Origin of the sequence: Bacillus rhizoplanae (assembly GCF_917563915.1) — a bacterium.
In the GTDB taxonomy this organism is placed as follows: domain Bacteria; phylum Bacillota; class Bacilli; order Bacillales; family Bacillaceae_G; genus Bacillus_A; species Bacillus_A rhizoplanae.
Genome location: NZ_CAKJTI010000007.1, coordinates 72,007 through 93,830 on the forward strand (window position 1 = coordinate 72,007; position 21,824 = coordinate 93,830).

Annotated in this window: 25 protein-coding genes and 1 pseudogene; 20 read left to right on the forward strand and 6 right to left on the reverse strand. The window is 37.0% G+C overall.

Going from position 1 to position 21,824, the window contains the following annotated elements; all coding sequences use genetic code 11:
• The first annotated feature begins 59 nt into the window (after positions 1-59).
• A complete protein-coding gene (locus tag LRP84_RS09360) occupies positions 60-539 on the forward strand; it encodes a hypothetical protein (protein ID WP_230574836.1) in 480 nt (159 codons plus the stop codon).
• A 123-nt stretch (positions 540-662) separates the two neighbouring features.
• Here LRP84_RS09360 and LRP84_RS09365 read toward each other — a convergent pair whose 3' ends face one another.
• A complete protein-coding gene (locus tag LRP84_RS09365) occupies positions 663-1,313 on the reverse strand; it encodes a GTP pyrophosphokinase (protein ID WP_230574837.1) in 651 nt (216 codons plus the stop codon).
• 480 nt (positions 1,314-1,793) lie between these two features.
• Between LRP84_RS09365 and rpmG the strand changes: the two genes are divergently transcribed.
• The 4 genes from rpmG to LRP84_RS09385 all read left to right on the forward strand — a co-directional run bounded on the left by rpmG (position 1,794) and on the right by LRP84_RS09385 (position 4,957).
• Positions 1,794-1,943 (forward strand): 50S ribosomal protein L33, encoded by a 150-nt coding sequence (gene rpmG / locus LRP84_RS09370; RefSeq protein WP_001265619.1) that lies wholly within the window; start codon positions 1,794-1,796, stop codon positions 1,941-1,943.
• Between the two features lie 270 nt (positions 1,944-2,213).
• Complete coding sequence (locus LRP84_RS09375) at positions 2,214-2,843, forward strand: hypothetical protein (protein ID WP_230574838.1); 630 nt, start codon at positions 2,214-2,216, stop codon at positions 2,841-2,843.
• 404 nt (positions 2,844-3,247) lie between these two features.
• On the forward strand, positions 3,248-3,961 hold the full coding sequence (gene sigK, locus LRP84_RS09380) for an RNA polymerase sporulation sigma factor SigK (protein ID WP_230574839.1): 714 nt from the start codon (positions 3,248-3,250) through the stop codon (positions 3,959-3,961).
• Positions 3,962-4,177: 216 nt separating this feature from the next.
• Positions 4,178-4,957, forward strand: coding sequence for a phosphatidylserine decarboxylase (locus tag LRP84_RS09385; protein WP_230574840.1), 780 nt, complete (start codon positions 4,178-4,180; stop codon positions 4,955-4,957).
• A gap of 206 nt (positions 4,958-5,163) precedes the next feature.
• Here the strand turns inward: LRP84_RS09385 and LRP84_RS09390 are convergent, their stop codons facing one another.
• On the reverse strand, positions 5,164-5,319 hold the full coding sequence (locus tag LRP84_RS09390; protein ID WP_141524996.1) for a sporulation histidine kinase inhibitor Sda: 156 nt from the start codon (positions 5,317-5,319) through the stop codon (positions 5,164-5,166).
• 361 nt (positions 5,320-5,680) lie between these two features.
• On the opposite strand from LRP84_RS09390, the gene LRP84_RS09395 reads away from it, so the two are divergent.
• The 8 genes from LRP84_RS09395 (at position 5,681) to LRP84_RS09430 (ending at position 10,818) form a co-directional block, all read left to right on the forward strand.
• Positions 5,681-6,193, forward strand: a complete 513-nt coding sequence (locus LRP84_RS09395; RefSeq protein ID WP_230574841.1) for a YqeG family HAD IIIA-type phosphatase — start codon at positions 5,681-5,683, stop codon at positions 6,191-6,193.
• 3 nt (positions 6,194-6,196) lie between these two features.
• On the forward strand, positions 6,197-7,303 hold the full coding sequence (yqeH, locus tag LRP84_RS09400; protein WP_230574842.1) for a ribosome biogenesis GTPase YqeH: 1,107 nt from the start codon (positions 6,197-6,199) through the stop codon (positions 7,301-7,303).
• Between the two features lie 14 nt (positions 7,304-7,317).
• Positions 7,318-8,151 (forward strand): shikimate dehydrogenase, encoded by an 834-nt coding sequence (aroE, locus tag LRP84_RS09405; protein ID WP_230574843.1) that lies wholly within the window; start codon positions 7,318-7,320, stop codon positions 8,149-8,151.
• Between the two features lie 4 nt (positions 8,152-8,155).
• Positions 8,156-8,455: a ribosome assembly RNA-binding protein YhbY gene (gene yhbY / locus LRP84_RS09410; RefSeq protein ID WP_098307893.1), complete on the forward strand. Its 300-nt coding sequence runs from the start codon at positions 8,156-8,158 to the stop codon at positions 8,453-8,455.
• 135 nt (positions 8,456-8,590) lie between these two features.
• The gene (locus tag LRP84_RS09415; protein ID WP_098307892.1) at positions 8,591-9,160 is read left to right on the forward strand and encodes a nicotinate-nucleotide adenylyltransferase; all 570 of its coding nucleotides are present in this window, start codon (positions 8,591-8,593) and stop codon (positions 9,158-9,160) included.
• The gene (gene yqeK / locus LRP84_RS09420; RefSeq protein ID WP_230574844.1) at positions 9,150-9,719 is read left to right on the forward strand and encodes a bis(5'-nucleosyl)-tetraphosphatase (symmetrical) YqeK; all 570 of its coding nucleotides are present in this window, start codon (positions 9,150-9,152) and stop codon (positions 9,717-9,719) included. Before LRP84_RS09415 ends, yqeK begins: the two co-directional genes overlap by 11 nt.
• Positions 9,716-10,072: a ribosome silencing factor gene (gene rsfS / locus LRP84_RS09425; protein WP_230574845.1), complete on the forward strand. Its 357-nt coding sequence runs from the start codon at positions 9,716-9,718 to the stop codon at positions 10,070-10,072. Before yqeK ends, rsfS begins: the two co-directional genes overlap by 4 nt.
• Positions 10,069-10,818, forward strand: coding sequence for a class I SAM-dependent DNA methyltransferase (locus LRP84_RS09430; protein ID WP_230574846.1), 750 nt, complete (start codon positions 10,069-10,071; stop codon positions 10,816-10,818). The genes rsfS and LRP84_RS09430 overlap by 4 nt, the downstream gene beginning before the upstream one ends.
• A gap of 105 nt (positions 10,819-10,923) precedes the next feature.
• Here the strand turns inward: LRP84_RS09430 and comER are convergent, their stop codons facing one another.
• Positions 10,924-11,748, reverse strand: coding sequence for a late competence protein ComER (comER, locus tag LRP84_RS09435; RefSeq protein ID WP_098307884.1), 825 nt, complete (start codon positions 11,746-11,748; stop codon positions 10,924-10,926).
• A gap of 79 nt (positions 11,749-11,827) precedes the next feature.
• On the opposite strand from comER, the gene LRP84_RS09440 reads away from it, so the two are divergent.
• The 3 genes and pseudogenes from LRP84_RS09440 to LRP84_RS09450 all read left to right on the forward strand — a co-directional run bounded on the left by LRP84_RS09440 (position 11,828) and on the right by LRP84_RS09450 (position 15,415).
• Positions 11,828-12,427, forward strand: coding sequence for a helix-hairpin-helix domain-containing protein (locus LRP84_RS09440; RefSeq protein WP_302850582.1), 600 nt, complete (start codon positions 11,828-11,830; stop codon positions 12,425-12,427).
• Positions 12,428-12,490: 63 nt separating this feature from the next.
• Positions 12,491-13,048 (forward strand): ComE operon protein 2, encoded by a 558-nt coding sequence (locus LRP84_RS09445; protein ID WP_230574848.1) that lies wholly within the window; start codon positions 12,491-12,493, stop codon positions 13,046-13,048.
• A gap of 19 nt (positions 13,049-13,067) precedes the next feature.
• Positions 13,068-15,415, forward strand: a pseudogene (locus LRP84_RS09450) (DNA internalization-related competence protein ComEC/Rec2).
• Here the strand turns inward: LRP84_RS09450 and LRP84_RS09455 are convergent.
• Positions 15,402-15,536, reverse strand: coding sequence for a YqzM family protein (locus LRP84_RS09455; protein ID WP_230574849.1), 135 nt, complete (start codon positions 15,534-15,536; stop codon positions 15,402-15,404). The pseudogene LRP84_RS09450 and the gene LRP84_RS09455 sit on opposite strands and share 14 nt — an antisense overlap.
• Before the next feature lie 422 nt (positions 15,537-15,958).
• On the opposite strand from LRP84_RS09455, the gene holA reads away from it, so the two are divergent.
• Positions 15,959-16,972 (forward strand): DNA polymerase III subunit delta, encoded by a 1,014-nt coding sequence (holA, locus tag LRP84_RS09460; RefSeq protein WP_230574850.1) that lies wholly within the window; start codon positions 15,959-15,961, stop codon positions 16,970-16,972.
• 84 nt (positions 16,973-17,056) lie between these two features.
• On the opposite strand, the gene rpsT is transcribed toward holA, so the two are convergent.
• Entirely contained in the window at positions 17,057-17,314 is a 258-nt protein-coding gene (gene rpsT / locus LRP84_RS09465) for a 30S ribosomal protein S20 (RefSeq protein ID WP_020062230.1), read from the reverse strand.
• 182 nt (positions 17,315-17,496) lie between these two features.
• Between rpsT and gpr the strand changes: the two genes are divergently transcribed.
• From gpr to lepA, 3 genes are all read left to right on the forward strand, one after another.
• Entirely contained in the window at positions 17,497-18,600 is a 1,104-nt protein-coding gene (gene gpr / locus LRP84_RS09470; protein ID WP_230574851.1) for a GPR endopeptidase, read from the forward strand.
• Positions 18,601-18,621: 21 nt separating this feature from the next.
• Entirely contained in the window at positions 18,622-18,963 is a 342-nt protein-coding gene (locus LRP84_RS09475; RefSeq protein WP_230574852.1) for a YqxA family protein, read from the forward strand.
• Between the two features lie 363 nt (positions 18,964-19,326).
• On the forward strand, positions 19,327-21,150 hold the full coding sequence (lepA, locus tag LRP84_RS09480) for an elongation factor 4 (RefSeq protein WP_230574853.1): 1,824 nt from the start codon (positions 19,327-19,329) through the stop codon (positions 21,148-21,150).
• Between the two features lie 98 nt (positions 21,151-21,248).
• Here the strand turns inward: lepA and LRP84_RS09485 are convergent, their stop codons facing one another.
• Positions 21,249-21,803, reverse strand: coding sequence for a DJ-1/PfpI family protein (locus LRP84_RS09485; protein ID WP_230574854.1), 555 nt, complete (start codon positions 21,801-21,803; stop codon positions 21,249-21,251).
• Between the last annotated feature and the right edge of the window lie 21 nt (positions 21,804-21,824).

Below are 21,824 nucleotides of genomic sequence, written 5' to 3' on the forward strand. Positions count from 1 at the left end.
AAGAAAAAGCGGGGCTTCGTTGCCTTGCTTTTTTCTTTTTGATTTTGGAGGGGACATATATGAAACGAATTCTAAAGAGATTAGGGATTTTAGGCATAATAAGTTTTCAATTATGTGGATGTAGCTCACAAGAAAAAGTACAAAAAGACATAATAAAAAAGGAAGAAACGATTCATAAAGAAGAGAAAAATAAAAAGATGACAAAGCCTATACCGGAGGAAGAACAACAAGGAATTAAAAAGTTAATAGATTCCTATATTCAAACAATAAATGAGAAAAACTTTGAGGGGCACATGGCACTTTTTTCAACGAAGTCATTAGGATTAGAGGATACAAAAGCACAAAAAGAAGCAGAATTTAAAAATAAGAATAAAAAAATCGAATTATTGGATTTTAGTGTAAGGAATTTTGAAGGAGAGTATGCTGTAGTAGAAACAAAGGAGAAAGAAGAATCTGCTGAAAAGAAAGTTCGTTACACCGTAGGAAAAGAAAACGGTGTATGGAAGATAGAAGAGGTACGTGTAATTGAAGAAGGATAAAGTGAAACTTTCATCAGTTATCCTCCTATCTATCTTCTTTGTTTCCTCATAATCTTGATGTGGGGGTCTTACTGTCCGTTAATGCGGGATAAAAAAGAAGTTCTCTAAAATCGAGAACTTCTTTTACACAGGTAATAAAATGCGCTCTGAACACGATTCAATATCATCAATATCTTGACGGATAGATGCCATCTTATTGTCAAGTTCTTCAGCTTTCATAGCGGCATCATGTAATTCCTGCTTTAAATATTCAGGGATATTTCCTTCATATTTATAATACATTTTATGTTCTAAACTTGCCCAGAAATCCATTGCTAACGTACGTAATTGAATCTCTGCGAAAACATCTTGTGTTCCTGAATTTAATGCTAATGGATACTTAATAATCATATGGAGACTTTTATAGCCATTTGGTTTTGGCGTTGCAATATAATCTTTAACTTCTACGATTTCCATATCTGTTCGTTTTTCTATCAAATTTTTTAAATAGTAAATATCTTCCACGAAACAACATGTAATTCGAATACCGATAATATCGAATAATTGATGTTGGGCGTTTTCGACAGTTGGTCCTAAGTTTTTTCGTTCTAGCTTTTTAATAATACTTTTTGGTTGTTTTAATCGTGTTTTTATATGTTCAAACGGGTTGTAGTCTTCTAGAAACTGAGCTTCCCGGTTCATAATTTCAAATTTTGTTTTCAGTTCTTCAAGAGCAAATGTATAAGGTAATACAAATGCTTTCCAATAATCAACTGTTGTTTGGTTATATTCCATTATATACACACCTTTTTCTTATTTGGAAGGTAAGGTTGCTTAAACTAAATACCAAATCATATACGCACATGCTGCGAATGATGAGATCATAAAGCGATAGCGTGTTTTCATTAGGCTGTCCTCCTTCACACATAGTGTTTATTATAACTATGTACATTTTCTATACTAATTGATTGATGTGAATTTCGTATGAACAAATTGTTTCAGTTATTTGTCTTTTTTATATCGTTGAATTCGAGGTATTTTTGCGTTCTTTGTATAAGTTTCTATATCATTGCAGTTTTAATGATTGTAATGGGAAAAAGTGATGAAACTATAATTCGATTATATCGATAGTATATATCGAAGAATGAATCAGTTCTTTAAATAAGGAGAACCGTTTTTTTATAGAATTGACAAAGTGAATTACAAAGTTTATGATATAAATCGTAATGATTACGTTTTGTTTCAAAGAATGAATTTTCTAGGAGGTGTAAACTTATGCGTGTAAATATTACATTAGCTTGTACAGAATGCGGTGATCGCAATTATATTACAAAGAAAAACAAACGAAACAATCCAGAGCGTATTGAACTAAAAAAATATTGTCCGCGATTAAAACGAGTAACATTACATCGTGAAACGAAGTAAACGGCTAGAAATTCTAGTCGTTTTTTTGTTGTTTGTAAAGGAAGTAGGATAAGGAAAGAGAAATGGGAATACAGTAGTTTATCCCGCATTAACGGACAGTAAGCTCCCCCCCACTGATGGAAGTTTCACTTTATTTCTGCTAACGATACGTTATATCAACCGAGATATAAATGGAAATTTGATTGGGAAATGTAGACGAGCATACAAGCAAACGAAGTCTTATTTCATATATTTATAGTATATTTCATATAGAAAGGAGTTTATTTATTTTTGCCCCCAAAAGATCAAAAATTTTTCCATTCGTATGAGTTTCCTGTTCCGATTGCAGGAGCTCAAAGACCACAAAAATCGCACGTATTTACAACAGGTCCTATATTGAGAAATCCCAATACTGAGATTGTGGTTGTTACGCTTTTGAATGAGGATTTCTACGAATCCAAAACGGTCACTGTGTCTGTGTTAGATTGGCAAAATACGTGGGATCCTACAGAGTTTGCTAAGGTTGGATTTCTAGCCGGACAAGCTATCAATCCGTCTTTATCGACACAAGGGGTTCAACCGCAGCAAACTAATATCGTTCCTCCTAACAATGTCCAATCGATTTTTACACCTCTTATAGGTACGATTCCGCCACGCGGCCTTTTTACGATTCACGCATCTCCACCACAACCTGTACATCTGCCAAGTCCTTGCTACGAAGTGATTGTTACTTTTTCGTCTAATTTTACTCACCCACCTACTCCTATCAGACGTGTCATCGTCAATACATTTGGGATCAATGCTGAGGGTGTGCCGCAAGAGGGAAATACCGTCTTGCATAATCAGTTGATACCTAGACCTATAACTTCACCTGTTCCTTTCTCTCCAATAGCTCCTATAACTCCACCTCTTACCCTATAAGGATCAGAAACAAAATTTAGGGTTAGGGGATGCAGCAAGAATAGCAGCATTAATTTCAATCATTTTTATCCCGCATTAACGGGAAATAAGACTCCCACCTCAAGATTCAAAGAGAACCGAGAAAGATAGGTGGGGGATAACTGCCCGTAAAAGCCCGATTGGTTCAACTAACCATCAGTGGGGGATGAAAAAAACCCTCCACTGATGGAAGTTTCACTTTATGCCAACATCAATCCCCTTCAATAAGTAATTTGGAGGGGACTCTAAATGTATGATAAAACAGGTTTTGACTTAATAACGGACTTTGAAAAATGAAAGAATTGATATTTGCATTGTACAGACACAAACAACTTCATGCCCACATACATATAGGAAAGACCACTATTTTTGCGGAGGTGAAGAGGTTGAGTCTGTTCGCCGCAATTGGATATATGATTCGCGAAGTTTTTATTTTCGTATCGTATGTCAAAAATAACGCATTTCCACAACCGTTGTCGCCTGATGAGGAGAGAAAGTACTTAGAGCTTATGGAGCAAGGAGATGCGCATGCAAGAAATCTCCTCATCGAACATAATTTACGTCTTGTGGCACATATTGTGAAGAAATTTGAAAATACAGGAGAAGATGCAGAAGATTTAATTTCCATCGGTACAATTGGTTTAATTAAAGCGATTGAAAGCTATTCGCAAGGAAAAGGAACAAAATTGGCAACGTATGCCGCTCGCTGTATTGAAAATGAAATTTTAATGCACTTACGTGTATTAAAGAAAACAAAAAAAGATGTTTCTCTTCATGATCCAATCGGGCAGGATAAGGAAGGGAATGAAATTTCTTTAATAGATATTTTAAAGTCAGAATCAGAAGATGTGATTGATACCATTCAACTGAGTATGGAGCTTGAGAAAATTAAAGAGTATATCGATATATTGGATGAACGGGAAAAAGAAGTAATTGTAAACCGATTTGGTCTTGGCATGGAGAAAGAGAAAACGCAGCGAGAGATTGCGAAAGCACTTGGTATATCGCGGAGCTATGTATCGCGTATTGAGAAGAGGGCATTAATGAAGATGTTTCATGAATTTGTTCGTGCAGAAAAAGAGAAGAAGGGGAAATCTTAAAGATGGAAAGTGCCTGATTTTATTCGAAAGCAGGCACCTTTCTTTTTGGATAAAATGAAACTCCTTTGATAAATCTATGTTCACGGTTGAAAATGATGGGTTCTATCTGTAATATTAAAAGGTGCTAATAATTTATGATATAGAAACAAAAATAGGAAAAACTACATGTAATAGTCTTATTAGAAAATTATATATCATAGTAGGGGGTTTCGCAGTTTGCGACGTACGTTATATCGATTATTGATTGAACTTACAAACGGTCGTTTTACGTCCTATGTATTGCGTAATTTTGCGCAGTCGCGTTTAAGCTCGATTATTATTCCGTCTTATGCGAAAGTATTTCAAATTAGGCAAGATGAGATGGAGAAGGATTTAAAAGAGTACGGAACGCTGCATGAATTATTTACGCGTAAATTAAAAAAGGGAAAACGAGCAATTGATACAGAAGTATCCAGCGTTGTGAGTCCGGTTGATGGTGTTTTTGCAGATCACGGTCCTATTGATCAGGCAAAAATGTTTGAGATTAAAGGGAAACAATATTCTATTGTAGATATGCTTGGTACGGAAGAACGAGCAGCGCGTTACGCGGGTGGTACATATATGGTTATTTATTTAAGTCCAAGCCATTATCACCGTATTCATAGCCCACTTTCAGGTGCAGTGACAGAACGTTTTGTACTTGGAAGGAAATCCTATCCTGTTAATGCAGCGGGTATGAAATATGGAAAGGATACGTTATCCAAAAACTATCGCTCTGTAACTGAAATAGAGAGTGAGGGGGCGCGGTTAGCTCTTGTTAAAGTAGGCGCAATGTTTGTTAATAGTATTGAACTGTTGCATGAGAGAGAAGTTATTCAAAAAGGTGAAGAGATGGCTTACTTTACATTTGGCTCTACAGTCGTTCTATTATTTGAAAAAGATATGATTGAAGTAGTTCAATCATTAACTAGTGGACAAGAGGTTCGTGTTGGTGAAAAAGTCGCAACTCGATTATAAAAGAAGCAGCTTTTATATAGCTCGTTTCACTTTATAATAAAAGAGCCGTCTTATAGATGGCTCTTTTTACAGGTGAAGCAGTACCTGTCCCGCACTGAAGGGGCAGTATGTCTCTAACCTTAATATACAGAGCTTATTAAGGTGATCTGGTCAACTAATCATAAGCGGGTAAAAGGCCGCCTATGGAGGTTTCACTGTATATGTACTCAAGACGATTTCAAAAGCTTGTCCTCTAGTGAGCGTCTAATGATTTCTTGTTTAATAAGTAAAATGAAGTCGGGATTTAATTTTAATTCTTTTGCTTTATAATAAGACTCAGTGAGTAATTCAGTAGATAACTTTTCCATATGTTTCGCCGTCAAGGCGGTTCACCTCCTGCGAAAAAGGTAAATTTGTCTCATTTAATGTACCAAAATTTGTCTTATGTCACAATCTGTTGGTTATCCACATGCTATCGTGGATAAGATGTGTAATAATTGTTGGTAATTTTAGAATTAACTGAAACTTCAATGTGGAAATTGTGTACAAGTTTATCCACAGGTACGCAATCGAAAAATGCTGTCGAAAAATTTTATTCAACTTTAACGGACAGCAGCAGTGTAAGTTACGAGAAGAATAACTTCCTGTAAGAGCCCGATAAGTTCAACTAACCCTTTTTGAGAGAAAATCGCTCTCAAAAAGAGAAGTTGAACTTTACAAAACTCCTCAAAGAGGTGAAAGAGATTGAGTTTATTTTTACCGAATGAATACGTGAAAAACGTATATCATATTCAACCTGAAGAACTGAAAAAACAAGGTATAAAAGGGATTATTACTGATTTAGATAATACCTTGATTGAATGGGATCGTCCGAATGCGACGCCGCAATTAGAAGAATGGTTTGCAAAAATGAAAGAACACGGCATTCAAGTGACAGTTGTTTCGAATAATAACGAACAACGTGTAAAAGATTTTGCTGATCCACTTGGTATTCCGTTTATTCATAGTGCACGTAAGCCGCTTGTTCGAGCTTTTAAACGAGCACTAACAAAAATGAATCTGCGTGCTGAAGAAGTAGTTGTAATTGGAGATCAATTATTAACGGATGTGCTTGGAGGTAATCGTGTTGGACTGCACACGATTTTAGTTGTTCCAGTTGCACAAACAGATGGGTTTATGACTCGTTTTAACCGAAAAATTGAGCGTAGAATTATGCGTAATATGAAGAAAAAAGGTTTAATTAATTGGGAGGAATAAAGCTTGACTGAGACATTTAAATGTATTGGATGCGGTGTTGCAATCCAAACAGAAAATAAAAATGAAGTTGGTTATGCACCATCTTCTTCGTTAGAGAAAGAACATATCATTTGTCAGCGTTGTTTTCGTTTAAAGCATTACAATGAAATTCAAGATGTTTCATTAACAGATGATGATTTTTTACGCATTTTAAATGGAATTGGACAATCTGATGCCTTAGTTGTTAAAATTGTTGATATTTTTGATTTTAACGGAAGCTGGCTACCTGGTTTACACCGTTTTGTTGGAAATAATAAAGTACTTCTTGTCGGCAATAAAGCGGACTTAATTCCAAAATCTGTGAAACCGGAAAAGCTAACACATTGGATGCGCTATAGTGCAAAACAACTTGGGTTAAAGCCAGAAGATGTTTTCTTAATTAGTGCAGCGAAAGGTCAAGGTATTGATGAGCTTGCAAGCGCAATTGAACAATATCGTGATGGAAAAGATGTTTATGTTGTTGGATGTACAAACGTTGGGAAATCAACATTTATTAACCGTATCATTAAAGAGTTTAGTGATGAAACAGAAAATGTTATTACGACATCACATTTCCCTGGTACAACGCTGGATTTAATCGATATTCCATTAGATGAAACTTCATCTTTATACGATACACCAGGTATTATTAATCATCATCAAATGGCGCATTATGTTGGAAAGCAAAGCTTAAAAATGATTACTCCAACAAAAGAAATTAAGCCGATGGTATTTCAGCTTAATGAAGAACAAACGTTATTCTTTGGTGGATTAGCAAGATTTGATTATATAAGCGGTGGTCGTCGTTCGGTTACTTGTCATTTATCCAATCGTCTGACAATCCATCGTACGAAGCTTGAAAAAGCGGATTCATTGTATGAAAAGCATGCTGGGGAATTATTAAATCCACCAACACCAGAAGAACTTGAGAACATGCCAGAACTTGTAAGATATGAATTTACAATCCATGAGCCGAAAACAGATGTTGTATTTTCAGGTTTAGGATGGGTAACAGTGAATGAAGCTGGTGCAAAAATTGCGGCGCATGTACCAAAAGGAGTTAGTGTTTCATTACGTAAATCTTTAATCTAAAGTGGTGAGGACTTGTGAAACAATTATATGGTGTAATTGGAAATCCAATTGGACATTCTTTATCACCGCTCATGCATAATGATGCATTTACACATTTAGAGATGGATGCACATTATCATGCTTTTCTCGTTCAGGAGAGTGAATTAGGCGAAGCGGTGAAAGGATTGAAGGCACTTGGAGTTATTGGATTTAATGTGACAACGCCGCACAAGGTTTCGATTATGCAGCATTTAGATAAAATTGATCCGTTGGCAGAACAAATCGGTGCGGTAAATACAGTACTTCATAAAGAAGGAAAATTAATTGGTTATAATACAGATGGAATAGGGTATGTTCGTTCATTGCAATCTATTAGTAAAGAGCCATTAACGAACAAACGTATTTTACTGCTTGGAGCTGGTGGAGCGTGTCGTGCGATTTATTATTCACTTGCAGCTGCTGGTGTGAAAGAGATTGACATTGCGAATCGTACAGTAGAGAAAGCAGAGCAGCTTATTACAGATTGTAGAAGTGAAGTTATGTCTTTGGCGCTTTCCTTAGAAGAAGCAACAGACAAACAAGAACTGTACGATATTATTATCCATACAACGACAGTAGGTATGCACCCGCATGTAGAAGATACACCACTGCGCATTCGTGATTTAAAAAAAGGAAGCATTGTGTCTGATATTATTTATAATCCATTTGAAACGAAATTGCTGCAAGATGCGAAGGCGCATGGAGCAATTGTGCAAAATGGCATTGATATGTTTGTATTTCAAGGGGCGCTTGCATTTGAAATTTGGACGGGACGCTTACCTGATATAGAACGAATGAAACAAATAGTAATGAAAAAGCTTGGAGGCTAAATACATGTTAACAGGAAAACAAAAAAGATTTTTACGTGCTGAGGCACATCACTTAACACCAATTTTTCAGGTTGGTAAAGGTGGAGTAAATGAAAATATGATAAAGCAAATTGCAGAAGCGCTAGAAGTGCGCGAGCTAATGAAAATTAGTGTACTGCAAAACTGTGAATTTGATCGTCATGAAGTAGCAGAAGAGCTTTCGGAAGGTGCAAAAGCAGAGCTTGTACAGGTAATCGGAAACACAATCGTCTTATATAAAGAATCAAAAGAAAATAAACGTATTGTGTTACCAAAAACAAAGTAACAATCTCAGGAAATTTTATTCCAATCACAGTTCGTTGAACCAATCGGGTTCTTATAGGTATCTTGCTTCTTTGACGCATTAGAAGTTTTGGACGAGATCTATTGCCTGTAAGAACAAGGTAAAGGGGCGTTTTCTTTGAAGAGAATCGGGATTATTGGCGGGACATTTGACCCGCCTCATAATGGACATTTGTTAATTGCAAATGAAGTGTATGATGCATTGCAACTTGATGAGGTCTGGTTTCTACCGAATCAAATCCCCCCTCATAAACGAGATAGGGAAGTTACAAGTGTACGTAATCGTTTAGAAATGATCCATTTAGCAATCGAACAAGAAATGCACTTCTCTGTTTGTTTAGCAGAGCTTGAACGAGAAGGCCCATCTTACACGTATGACACTATGTTACAATTGACAAAGGAGCATCCAGACGTACAATTCCATTTTATTATTGGCGGGGATATGGTCGAATACTTACCAAAATGGTATAACATCGATGAATTATTGAAGCTCGTTACGTTTGTCGGCGTTGCTCGTCCTGGTTATACACTTTCTACTCCTTATAAAATTGTAAAGGTAGAGATTCCAGAATTCGCTGTTTCTTCATCACTTTTACGTGAACGTTTTACAAAGAAGAAGACATGCAAATATTTGCTTCCAAAAGAGGTACAGGAATACATTGAGAGGAATGGGTTATATGGATCGTAAGCGAGCACTTGAAATTGTGAAACAACAAATGCATGAAAAGCGTTATATCCATACAATTGGTGTTATGGAAACGGCCATTGAACTCGCAAAGCAATATGGTGTTGACGAGAAAAAGGCCGAGTTGGCAGCGATTTTTCATGATTATGCAAAGTGTAGACCGATTTCAGAAATGGAAGAAATTATTAAACGAGAAAATTTACCAAAAGACTTGTTGCATTATAATAAAGAATTATGGCATGCACCAGTTGGGGCATATTTAGTAGAAAAAGAAGTCGGTATTACAGATGCTGACATATTACAAGCTATTACGTATCATACGAGTGGACATGAACAAATGACAATGCTTGATAAAGTGATTTACGTGGCGGATTATATTGAACCCGGCCGTAAGTTTCCAGGCGTTAAAGAAGCACGGAAGCTAGCGCGAGAAGATATTAATCAAGCGTTATTATATGCTTTAAAGCATACAATACAATTTTTAATGGAAAAGAACCAAACGATTTATCCATTAACATTTCAAACGTATAATGCAGTCATTAAGGAGGACTTTACGAAATGAAAGATAGAGAATTGTTAGTATTGGCAGCACGAGCAGCTGACGATAAAAGAGCAGAAGATATTGTTGTTTTAAATATGCAAGGGATTTCCCCGCTTGCGGATTATTTTGTGATTTGCCATGGTAACTCTGATAAACAAGTACAAGCAATCGCTCGTGAAATTAAAGAGCAAGCACATGAAGTACACATTGATGTAAAGCGCATGGAAGGTTTTGAAGAAGCGCGTTGGGTGTTAGTTGACCTTGGGGATGTTGTTGTACACATATTCCATAAAGATGAGCGTGGTTACTATAACTTAGAACGTCTTTGGGGCGATGTACCGCGCGAAGATATCGCAGAAGAGTTAGGTCAATGAGGTACGAACAATTTGCATTATTGTACGATGAGCTAATGAATGATGTCCCGTATGAAAAATGGGTAGAATTTACGGAACAAAGCTTAGAGCAAATTGGTAAAACAGATGCGAAAATTCTTGATGTAGCTTGCGGAACGGGTAATGTCACATTGCCTCTTGTGAAAAAAGGATATGATGTAACAGGAGTAGACCTATCAGAAGAAATGTTAACAATCGCTCAGCAAAAGCTATGTGAAGAAGGTCATTTTATTCCTTTTTATCAACAAGATATGCGCGAGTTAGATGTTCCAGGTGAGTTTGACTGCGTGACGATTTTTTGTGATTCGTTAAATTATGTATTTCAAGAAGAAGGCGTTCAAGAAACGTTTCGACGTGTCTATCATCATTTGCATCAAGATGGTTTATTTTTATTTGATGTTCACTCTCTTTATAAAATTCATCACGTATTTCAAAATGAAACGTATACAGTCAATGAAGAAGAAATTTCTCTCATTTGGAACTGCTTCCCTGGTGAAGAAACAAACAGCGTTGAGCATGATTTAACATTTTTTGTACGAGATGAAGAGGAGGATGTGTATCATCGATTTGATGAGTTGCATATGCAGCGTACATATCCTGTTGAAGAATTGACAAAATGGCTTGAAGAAGCTGGTTTTACTGTTCTTCGCGTAACGGGAGACTTCGAAAGAACTGAAGTAACAGAACAAACAGAGCGTATTTTCTTTGTCGCTAAAAAGAATTCATAGTAAAAAAGCAACCGTATGAATGGTTGCTTTTTTACTTATAAAGGTAGACCGCAAAAAATAAAGCATTTATGAAGGAATATAGTAGTTTTTGTCGTAAGAGATATATTAATGCTTATTAAATTGCTGTTCCACGTGCTCAACATCCTCCTCATACTTCTCATGTGTTCGTTTTAACACCTTGTTAAACATATCTCCAATATGTTCTTCTAAAACGCGAATCCCTTCTCCTGTTATACCGCCTTTTACGCACACTTTCTCCTGCAAAGTCGGCAAGGTGAAAATTTGTTTTTCCAACAGTTTTCCCATCCCAATAATCATTTCGCTCGTTAAAATAGTAGCTTCTTCACGTGTAATATTTGTTTCATCTACAGAGGCGTCGATAAAGCGTTGTAATAAATAGCTGAAAAATGCCGGACCGCAGCTTACGATATCAGATGCCACTCTTGTGATATTCTCTTCAATGATAATAGGCTTAGAGATTTTTTGAAACAATTCCAATAACAGCGTTTGCCATTCTTGTGAGCATTTTTTCCCGAATGTGCATAAGGAGACACCAGCTAATGCGCGATTTGTAATACTCGGGATAATACGAGCAACATGGCAGGATACGATCGTTTCTAATTGTACGGTAGATATAGGGCTTGTAATGGAAACTAGACATTTGTCATTTGTAAGAATAGAAGCATGCTTTGTCAAAATAGGATATATATCGAATGGTTTTACACAAATAAAAATCAGCTCAGAGCGTTCAATTACTTCTTGAATTGTTTTTGCTATATGAATAGAAGGATACTTCTCTTTTATATGATATGCTTTTGCGAAAGTACGATTAATAATAGTAAGACACGAAGGTTTGACAGCTCGGGCTTCGATACATGCATCAATGAGTATATTCCCCATATTCCCTGTTCCTATTATTCCTATGTTCAATGTTTCATCCCCTCCTTCGTAACATCTTTCTCCTAAACAATATGAAGTTTATTTTGAATTTATGAATTAGAGGTGCAAAATGATGATGAATTTGCAAAGAAAGTGGCTCGTTTTGTTTGCAGCAATTGGCATTGTCGGTATTTTATTTGTATGGCAAACAAAAGGTTGGCAAGAACAACCAGCAGTGAAAGTGGAAGCGAATTCTAAGATAGAAGAGAGGAAGGAGAAAACAAAGGTAACAGACTCTAAACTGCAATCGAAATCGATTATAGTTGATGTTAAAGGAGCTGTGCATCGTGAAGGGGTGTATGAATTACAAATTGGAGATCGGGTGAAAGATAGTGTTGAAAAGGCAGGAGGATTTTTGCCAGAAGCAGATGTAACAAAGGTAAATTTAGCGCAGCTTGTGCAAGATCAAATGATGATTTATGTACCAAAAAAAGGAGAACAAACTGCTACTGTGAATGAATCTTCCTTGCAGGAAGGGAAAATACAAATTAATACAGCGACAAAGGAGCAACTTGAAAAAATATCTGGCATTGGTCCTAGAAAAGCAGAAAATATTATGAAATATCGCGAGCAGCACGGTCCGTTTCAAAAAGTAGAAGATTTATTGGAGGTTGATGGGATTGGTGAAAAATCGCTGGAAAAAATAAAAGATGAAATAATTGTTCCTTAAATGATTGACGACTTTTTTCTTATTTCGCTAAACTGTAAGAAGATTAAAAAGTAGGTGAAGATAATGGAACGAGTTTCTTGGGATCAATATTTTATGACACAAAGTCATTTGTTATCACTGCGCAGCACGTGTACAAGGCTTGCGGTTGGAGCGACAATTGTGCGGGATAAACGCATTATTGCTGGTGGTTATAACGGGTCGATTGCTGGCGGTGTGCATTGTATAGATGAAGGGTGCTATGTGATTGATAATCATTGTGTGCGCACGATTCATGCGGAAATGAATGCACTCCTGCAATGTGCGAAATTTGGTGCGAAAACAGATGGAGCGGAAATTTATGTTACGCATTTTCCGTGTTTACATTGCTGTAAAGCAATTATTCAAAGCGGTATTACAGCGGTGTATTATGCGCAAGATTATAAAAATCATCCGTATGCACTTGAGTTATTTGAGCAAGCCAACGTAAGAGTAAAACATGTTCCTCTTACATTTGACGTAACAACATTAGAAGAACAACAGAAAATGCAGGAGCTAAAACAGCTTTTGTCTTCGTTAGAAACGGACGAAATGACGTTGGAACAGTTGCAACAAGTATTACTGCAGGCAAAAAATATGGTATAAACCGTGAGGTGAGTACGTGTTGCGTGGGCAATGGAGCTACGTTGCAATCTCAGTTATCTTTGGGATTGCAACAGCTTATTCCTCTTTTTCTATCGTTCCTTTCCTTATATTCGGCTGTTATTGTTTAGTTTGTTTTTCTCGTACCTCTCTTCCAATACTCTCCTTGATTGTCCTCATATTTGGTCTTACGTATGTGTACGCAATCTACGTAGACACACAAAATCATTCTATGCTCTCTTTTCGTGAAACAGACGTAACAGGTACAATTCAAAGTACACCACTTATAAATGGAAATCGTCTTTCTTTTCAGTTGGGAATGGAAAGTAATGAAACAGTTCAGTTGTTTTACAAAATCCCATCTCGCAAATTAAAAGAAGAATTGAAGCAATTGCACCCTGGTATGGTGTGTGCGTTTACCGGTACTTTGAAAGAGCCGCCACTCCCTCGGAATTTTTATGCGTTTGATTATAAGGATTATTTATATAAACAGCATATTCATGCTCTTTTTGAGGTTGAATCAATCTCGAATTGTGTGCAAAAAGATATTTCCTTTATTCATTGGTTATATTCAGTGAGGCAATCAGCTATTTCTTATATAGGAGAAACGTTTTCTGGGCAGTCAGCAGCCTTTATGAATGCTTTATTGTTTGGTGATCGTCAATATATGACGTTTGAGGTAGAGGAACAGTATCAACAGTTTGGACTTGTTCATTTATTGGCGATATCAGGATCGCATATTGTTCTGTTAACTGTAATGTGTTATTTTGTATCACTTCGAATTGGTATGACACGTGAAAGTACGACGATGCTCCTACTCGTTTGTATTCCGCTGTATAAGGGGCCTCACCATCTGTTGTACGAGCATCTATAGCTGCTGTTATTGTGCTAGGAGCGCTTACGCAAGCAATCCGAGTCTCGGGGATAGATGCTTTAAGTATGACATTGATGATTATGCTTTTTTATGATCCGTATGTACTATTTGACATTGGATTTCAGTTTTCATTCGTAGGAAGTTTTCCCCTTTTATTATCTTCGTCACGGCTTCTAGCTAGTAAAAATGGTATAGTAAAAAATTCCATGTATCTTTCGGTTATTTCCCAGTTAACAAGTACGCCTATTTTACTTTATCACTTTGGGTATTTTTCTCCTTACAGTATTCTTCTTAATATGATCTATGTCCCGTTTTTATCTTTATTTGTTTTACCTATGTGCATTGTGCTTCTTATATGTATGGTATTTCTCCCAATTGTGTCGCAGTGGTTAGCTCACATATTGTCTCTATGTATACACGTTTCTAATGTGATGCTTCAAATGTGCGAAGCTTTACCGTTTATACGTCTTACCTTTGGACAAACACGGCCATTTATCGTTATGTTATATTGCATGAGTATTGTAAGTGTCCTTTTATCATGGGAGGGACTTATTTGGAGAAAATATCGCATGTTGTTTCTATCGAGCTTTTGTCTGCTTAGTATATGTCATTATGTATTTCCATATGTGAATGCAAACGGAAGTATTACTTATATTGACGTTGGACAAGGGGATGCTATTTTGATTCGTCTCCCATACAATCAAGGAACATATTTAATTGATACGGGTGGGGCACTTCCAGTAAAGAAGGAAGAATGGCAGCAGAAAAAACATGAATTTTCTGTTGGACATGACATTCTCATTCCATTTTTACAAAAAGAGGGTGTGCGAATGATTGATAAATTAATTGTGACACATGGAGATATGGATCACATGGGAGCAGCCAAAGAAATAATGCAATCCATTGCTGTGAAAGAGGTTGTGCTAGGGGAAAAAATAAAATTCTCTTTACCTGAACAACAAATAAAGCAGCTTGCTGTGCAAAAGAACATACCTATTCGAATTGTAGAAAGAGGAGACAGCTGGAAGGCTGGAGATGCGGTGTTCTCGGTATTATCCCCAGAAGGAGAAGAAAAAGAAGATAATGATCAATCTATTGTGATTTGGACAAAAATAGGAGGACTAACATGGTTGTTTACAGGTGATTTAGAAGAAATAGGTGAGAAGCGTCTTATACAATGGTATCCAGAGCTGTATGCAGACGTTTTAAAAGTTGGACATCACGGTAGTAAAACGTCATCTTCACAACAGTTTTTGGATGTAGTGCAGCCGATAAAAGCTATTATTTCTGTTGGAGAGAAAAATCGTTATGGACATCCGCATATCGAAGTGTTAGAGCGTTTAAGGGAGCGCGGAATTGAAGTGTGGAGAACGGATGAACAAGGGGCAATTTCTTACGTTTTTCAAGGGGAGACGGGAACGTTTCGCAGTAAGTTAACATATGATGAAACACAGAAAAAAAGAAGACTGCCACATGCAGTCTTTAAGAACCGATAAATTTAATGACTGTTGCGATGATAAATAATGTGGTAAAAAATCCGAATGAAACTATAAAGCCTACCCCTGAATCAGTAGCGTCGTTACGCTTACTTTGAACGTCTTTTTCAAATTCATTCATCTTTGAATCCCTCCCAACATTCCATTTTAGTATAAAATATTGTCAGAAAAAAATCTACAATTTATCCTGTTATTCGTGGGCAGTAAAAATTCTCAACTCAAGATTCTGAGAGAGCTGGGAATACCTGTCCGTAAAAGTCCGATTGGTTCAACTAACCAACAATGGAAAACACCCTCCACTGATGGAAGTTTCACTTTATCAATGCTTTTCCAAGTGTGCTAACAGTTGTCATTCATAGTTGGTAAGGCAGGTGCAAACAATAAAATCAAGGTGATCACCGTTACAAAATAAGATTCCCGGGGCTTATTTTGTAACGTTTTATATAGATCAAGGAACGGGTAGCTGCCTGTTCCTTTGCACTTGTAAAACGGTAGCTGTCACATTACTATAAGTATATAAAGTGTTAGGGAGTAGGAAATTACATGAGTGATGTACATAAAAAAATAAAGAAAAAGCAATTTGCCGCATTATATTTGTTATATGGAACAGAGGCATATTTTATAAATGAAACGCTTCAGCTTTTGACATCAGAAGCCTTACCTGAAGAAGACCGTGAGTTCAACGTTGTTACGTATGACTTAGAAGAAGCATATATAGAAGAAGTAGTTGAAGATGCAAAGACACTTCCTTTTTTTGGAGAGCGTAAAATTATCGTTGTGAAATCACCGTTATTTTTAACATCGCAAAAAGCAAAAATTGAGCAAAACGTAAAAGTTTTAGAGGAATACATTGCTGAACCTTCACCATTTTCTATTCTTGTATTTATCGCTCCTTTTGAAAAATTGGACGAGCGTAAAAAAATTACAAAGCTCTTGAAAAAAACGGCGGATGTGGTAGAAGCAAATGCAATGCAAGTACAAGATGTACGTAAATGGATTGTAAGCCGTGCGGAAGAAATGCATATTCAAATAGAGGAAGGGGCAGCTAGTTTACTATTGGAGCTTGTTGGAAGCAATGTAACGATGCTTGCGCAAGAAATGAATAAGCTCACATTATATGTCGGGATAGGCGGGGAGGTTACTACAAGTCTTGTAGCAGAGCTTGTTCCAAAGTCTGTTGAACAAAATGTGTTCGCCTTAACAGAAAAGGTGATAAAAAAAGATATTGCAGGTGCCATGCGTATTTTAGAAGGATTATTTACACAGCAAGAAGAGCCGATTAAACTACTTGCGCTTCTTGTAGGTCAGTTTCGTTTATTATATCAAGTGAAAGAACTTCAGCAGCGTGGTTATGGGCAAAATCAAATTGCATCGCATATTGGCGTGCATCCGTATCGCGTGAAATTGGCTATGAATCAAACGAATTTCTTTTCATTTGAAGCGTTAAAGCGAGTGATTCACGAACTTGCTGAAGCAGATTATAATATGAAAACAGGAAGAATGGATAAACGCCTTGTACTAGAATTTTTTCTAATGCGTTTAAATCATATTGGATAGTGGAAAAATGTTCATGTAAATAACTACATGAACATTTTTTTAGGAAAATAAAAAACGACCCAGACGGATCGTTTTTTTAAACGCTTACGCGTTTACTTGTTTCGCTAAGCGAGATTTTTGACGAGATGCAACGTTTTGGTGGATAAGACCTTTACGAGCTGCTTTGTCAAGTTTTTTAGAAGCTACTTTGTATGCTTCTTTTGCTGTTTCAAGATCGTTATTGTTAACTAAAGCTTCTACAGTTTTAACAGCTGTACGCATGTCAGATTTGATAGAAGCGTTATGTGCACGACGCTCTTCGCTAAGTTTAGCACGTTTGATAGCAGATTTAATGTTTGCCATATATTTCACCTCCCTGGTGCGATCGAGTGACTCGATACTTACATAGAACAAGTGATATTCTATCAAACGGAGAAGAGAATTGCAATAGTGAGATCGATGAAATTTCAATATAGGAAAAGAATGACTAAAAATGATTTGGGGAATTCTAATGAATATTTATTATAAGTAGTGGAGGAGATTGTATGCGTGAACCGCTTGATTTAAGTAAATATGCGATAAGAACAGATCTTGCATTAGAAGCCCATCAAATGCTGCAAGAGCAGCAAGAAGAAAAATCTGCTATTCAAGGTGTAATTGTAAAAGAGCGCGAAGAAGATGGTATTACGATTACAAAGGTGACGATTGATGAAAGTGCTGTTGAGGCGATGGGAAAGAAACCAGGGAATTATTTAACCTTAGAAGTACAAGGGATTCGTCAGCAAGATACAGAGTTACAACAAAGGGTAGAGGGGGTTTTTGCAAAAGAGTTTTCCTACTTTATGGAAGAAATTGGAATCGAAAAGGATGCGAGCTGCTTAATTGTTGGTCTTGGTAACTGGAATGTAACGCCGGATGCACTAGGGCCAATTGTTGTAGAAAATGTACTTGTCACACGCCATTTATTTAAGTTGCAGCCAGAAAGTGTCGAGGAAGGTTTTCGTCCTGTCAGTGCGATTAGACCGGGAGTTATGGGCATTACAGGTATTGAAACGAGCGATATGATTTATGGAGTCATTGAAAAAACGAAACCAGACTTTGTGATTGCAATTGATGCACTTGCTGCTCGATCTATTGAGCGAGTGAATAGTACCATTCAAATTTCGGATACTGGTATTCATCCTGGTTCTGGTGTTGGAAATAAACGAAAAGAGTTAAGTAAAGATACGCTAGGTATACCAGTTATTGCAATTGGTGTTCCAACTGTTGTAGATGCGGTTTCGATTACAAGTGATACAATTGATTTCATTTTAAAACATTTTGGGCGTGAGATGCGAGAGGGTGGAAAGCCGGCCCGTTCTTTACTTCCAGCTGGATTTACATTTGGTGAGAAGAAAAAGCTTACAGAAGAAGATATGCCGGATGAAAAAAGCCGCAATATGTTTTTGGGAGCTGTTGGTACGCTTGAGGAAGAAGAGAAGCGAAAGTTAATTTATGAAGTGTTAGCGCCGCTCGGACATAATTTAATGGTAACACCAAAAGAAGTAGATGCGTTTATTGAAGATATGGCCAATCTCATTGCGAGTGGTTTGAATGCAGCGCTTCATCATCAAGTTGATCAAGATAATACAGGGGCATATACGCATTGATTGTAAAAGGAGAAATAAGAATTGGGGCAGTTTACACGCAAATGTATCCTTCTCGTTATTAGTTTATTTCTTATAACATTAGCGGGTATGCAAGTTGCTAATAGCGGGCTAAAACGGATGAAAGGCTATAATAATCCAACATATGAGCAAATTGCTCACATAACAGGAACAGACCACGAGGATGTAGAGAGAACAATTCTTGGAGAGACATTTTCCATTGAGGAAAAACAAAAACAACTAGAAGAATTAAAAAGTTTTAATATGCTAGAGAGCATGGGAAAAGGATTGACTTTATTGGTGCAAAATGTAGTTCGCAGCATAACATATACCATTGTTGACAAAATGAAAGGTGCATTTCATTAATCCAGCTACTCTTGGACAGTAAGACTCCCACTTTAAAATTCTGAGAAGACAAAGAAGATAGGTGGGGGTTAACGTCCGTAAGAGCTCGATTGGTTCAACTAACCATCAGTGGGGGATGAAGAGAAACCCCCACTGGTGGAAGTTTCTTTTCATTTGAAGCGTAAAGAAGCGGCTATCTTACTTAAGAGTAGGGTAGCTTTTCTTCATGATAGAAAAGGTTTGTCTATTGTTTACGGATTGCATATGATAAAAGTAAGAGCACTTGCTTATAACGTTGCACCAGTTTTCATTGAATCTTTGCCCTTGTATTGATATAATCAGTGCTAGTGTATATTGGCGAGATTAGTAGGAGTGAGAAAATAGATGAATAAAGAAGAAAGAGCAAAAAGGCAGTCTAAAGTTCGTAACTTTTCCATTATTGCTCACATTGACCACGGAAAGTCAACGTTGGCAGACCGCATTTTAGAGAAAACAAATGCGTTAACACAACGCGAAATGAAAGCACAGTTACTTGACTCTATGGATTTAGAGCGTGAGCGCGGAATTACAATTAAATTAAATGCAGTACAATTAACGTATAAAGCGAAAGATGGAGAAGAATATATTCTCCACTTAATTGATACACCAGGGCATGTCGATTTTACGTATGAAGTATCTCGTAGTTTAGCGGCTTGTGAAGGTGCGATACTTGTTGTTGACGCAGCGCAAGGGATTGAGGCGCAAACATTAGCAAACGTATATTTAGCACTAGATAATAATTTAGAAATTTTGCCGGTTATTAATAAAATTGACTTGCCGAGCGCTGATCCAGAGCGCGTTCGTCAAGAGGTAGAGGATGTAATTGGCTTAGACGCATCAGAAGCTGTGCTTGCTTCTGCAAAAGCGGGGATTGGTATTGAAGAGATTTTAGAACAAATCGTTGAAAAAGTGCCAGCTCCAGCAGGTGATTCGGAAGAACCATTACAATGTATGATTTTCGACTCTTTATATGATCCGTACCGCGGTGTAATCGCATATATCCGTGTTGTAAACGGTACAGTAAAAGTTGGCGATAAAGTACGTATGATGGCAACAGGTAAAGAGTTTGAAGTAACAGAAGTAGGTGTGTTCACACCGAAAACAACGCAGCGTGAAGAATTAACAGTAGGTGATGTAGGCTTCTTAGCGGCATCCATTAAAAATGTTGGTGATACGCGTGTAGGTGATACGATTACACATGCAAAACGTCCAGCGGCAGAACCTTTACCAGGGTATCGTAAATTAAACCCAATGGTATTCTGTGGTTTATATCCAATTGATTCTGCACGTTATAATGATTTACGTGATGCATTAGAAAAGCTAGAATTAAATGACTCTGCTCTTGAATTTGAACCAGAAACGTCTCAAGCACTTGGATTTGGTTTCCGCTGTGGATTCTTAGGCTTACTTCATATGGAAATCATTCAAGAACGTATTGAACGTGAATTTAAAATTGATTTAATTACAACAGCACCAAGTGTTATTTATAAAGTATATTTAACAAACGGTGAAGACATGATAGTTGATAACCCATCTAACATGCCAGATCCGCAATCTATTGATCGTGTGGAAGAACCGTATGTAAAAGCATCTATTATGGTTCCAAACGATTATGTTGGAGCAGTTATGGAAATTTGCCAAGGAAAACGTGGTACGTTTATTGATATGCAATATTTAGATGAAACGCGCGTTACTTTGACATATGAAATTCCACTTTCTGAAATCGTATATGATTTCTTCGATCAATTAAAGTCGAATACGAAAGGATATGCATCCTTTGATTACGAGCTAATTGGTTATAAACCATCTAAGCTTGTGAAGATGGATATTTTATTGAATGGTGAGCAAGTCGATGCGCTATCTTTCATTGTGCATCGTGACTCAGCATATGACCGTGGAAAAGTAATTGTAGAAAAGTTAAAAGAGTTAATTCCAAGACAGCAGTTTGAAGTGCCTATACAAGCGACAATCGGAAATAAAGTTGTGGCGCGTTCTACAATTAAAGCGATGCGTAAAAACGTATTAGCAAAATGTTACGGCGGTGACATTTCTCGTAAACGTAAACTTCTTGAGAAACAAAAAGAAGGTAAGAAGCGTATGAAGTCCGTTGGTTCTGTAGAAGTACCGCAAGAAGCATTTATGGCTGTATTGAAAATGGATGATAACTAAACAAAAAGAAGCCGTTTGTACGGCTTCTTTTTGTTTGGGTGATTGGACTTTTATCCCGCATTAACGGGCAGTAAGACCCCACTGATGGAAGTTTCACTTTATTTTTTTAACTGACGAATGAATTCTCTCATTAATTGAGGAAGGTCATTCCATGCGTGACCAGAAATTAAGTTATTATCAACGTAGAAGCGAGTGGGTATATATTTTGCTCCGCATGCTTCTACTTCTGGGCGGCATGCAATATATGCTGTTAATTCGCGATTTTTTAAGACATCTTTAATTACTGTTAATGCAACAGCAGCGTGACATAAAATCATAATAGGTTTATTTGCTTCAAAGAAATGTTTTGCTAAACGCGGGAAATCTGGATGCATACGAATATGCTCTGGAGCACGTCCGCCAGGGATAATTAATGCATCGTATTCTTCGGGGGTTACATTTTCAAATGCGGCATGCGCTTCTAGTTGGTAACCACGTTTTTCTGTGAAAGTTTGCCAATCTTCAAAATCATGAACGACTGTGTGCAGTACATTTGTATTTGTTGGAGAAGCAATTGTGACATCAAAGCCTTCTTCTAGACAACGATAGTAAGGATAATAAGCCTCTAATGCTTCTACAGCATCCCCTGTTAATATTAATACTTTTTTAGACATCTTTGTATCTCTCCTTTACAA